This is a genomic window from Granulicatella sp. zg-84, from assembly GCF_010892375.1.
In the GTDB taxonomy this organism is placed as follows: domain Bacteria; phylum Bacillota; class Bacilli; order Lactobacillales; family Aerococcaceae; genus WM01.
On the sequence record NZ_WNJX01000065.1, the window covers coordinates 1 to 1,557 of the forward strand.

The 1,557-nt window shown below is 31.3% G+C and carries 2 protein-coding genes; one reads left to right on the plus strand and one right to left on the minus strand.

The window, feature by feature from the left end; all coding sequences use genetic code 11:
• The coding region (locus tag GMA06_RS08550) for a transposase (RefSeq protein WP_240328878.1) at window positions 1-380 on the plus strand (380 nt) is incomplete at its 5' end.
• Between the two features lie 540 nt (window positions 381-920).
• On the opposite strand, the gene GMA06_RS08355 is transcribed toward GMA06_RS08550, so the two are convergent.
• Window positions 921-1,557, minus strand: a 637-nt coding sequence (locus tag GMA06_RS08355) for an LPXTG cell wall anchor domain-containing protein (RefSeq protein WP_163562288.1), incomplete at its 5' end; no start/stop codon positions are given.

A 1,557-nucleotide genomic window follows, 5' to 3' on the forward strand; every position in this document is an offset into this window, starting at 1 on the left:
TTAATCATACAACACCATTCTCAGTGGCAGAAAAAGAATGTGAAAAAGGTAGTGAATGGTTAATGCCATTCACTACCAACATACTCACTATTTCTCTCCACCAACACAATTTGACGAAGAGCCAAAAATTGTTGACATTAACAGAGTGGTTTAGAAAGAAATTTGATATTTTAAAAACCTATCAGAATAGTATTTATCAAGCTTTTACCATACTACCTTATTCAAACGGTATCACAGAAGCTATCAACAATCATATTAAAGTTATCAAACGCATTGCCTATGGCTATAGACGTTTTTCCTATTTTAGATTACGTATTTTAATCATACAACACCATTCCCAATGGCAGAAAAAGAATGTGAAAAAGGTAGTGAATGGTTAATGCCATTCACTACCAACATACTCACTATTTCTCTCCACCAACACAATTTGACGAAGAGCCAAAATAAAAAGATAGTGACGTAACATTTGTTACATCACTACCTTTTATGAGTCATCAACCCTATTTGACATAGAGCCAATAAATCATTTGATGTCTTGAGAGCTTCGTCTATCAGAATGACGCCAATAGCGTCTCCTACAAAGATGACTACAAAATACTGTACGCCTATCTAAAACACCTTCTAAAGTCTCAACTTTTCTTCCGCACTTCTTGCAAAAAAATTCTCGCTGACTTTTCAACTTAGAAATCATATTATTATCTCCTTTATTTTAAGATATTATGATAAACAAAGTACATAATTTATTTAAATAAATATACTAATAGGTTTCAAAAAATAATTAGATAAAGATTACTTCTTATCTTTTTTTATTCACCAAAAACAACTGATATTAATAGAAGTAGAAATGAAATATCTCGTTTTTTACTTCCTAGTTACATTAACTTTATATGGCAATATCAACTTGATATTTTATATTCGATTTATTCCTTTTCTTCTTCAATTCGTCTTCTTAATGATGCAATCATTAAACCTAATCCCAGTACAGTAGCTCCATAGAATATTGTATTTTGCTCTATTGCTCCTGTTTTTGGTAGTTTTTTGTTTTGATATTCATCTTTATTAGATGAAGTTGTACCTTCTTTGTTACTATCTACATCTATATTAGAGATTGATTTATTGAAGTTAAGTTTATCTTTACCAACTTTATTGTTATCAGGTAAGATTACGCCTAATTCAAATCTTGGCTTATCGTAATTAGGAGTATCTACATTAACTTCGTAGTTACCTTTTGCTATTAACTCTGTATATGGTATTTCTAAGTTATTAACTGTTACTCTGTTGTCACCAAAAATAATCGTTGCACCTGGATTTAAACGTAGTAGCTCTTCTTTTAGTTTATCTTTTGTTGTTTGATCAATGTTATTTGTATCAGATACTCTTATTTTATAAGCTGGTAATATGACAGAAACTTTTGATACCCCTGCTTGTTTTGCTGCTGTTACACCTTCTTTGTCTGTTGCATTACCTACTGCTTCGATCGCTTCAGTTGTAGCTGCATCTACTTCACCCTTAGCTTTGTCTTTTTGTTCGCTGCTTAAGTGTCCATTTTGTTCGATT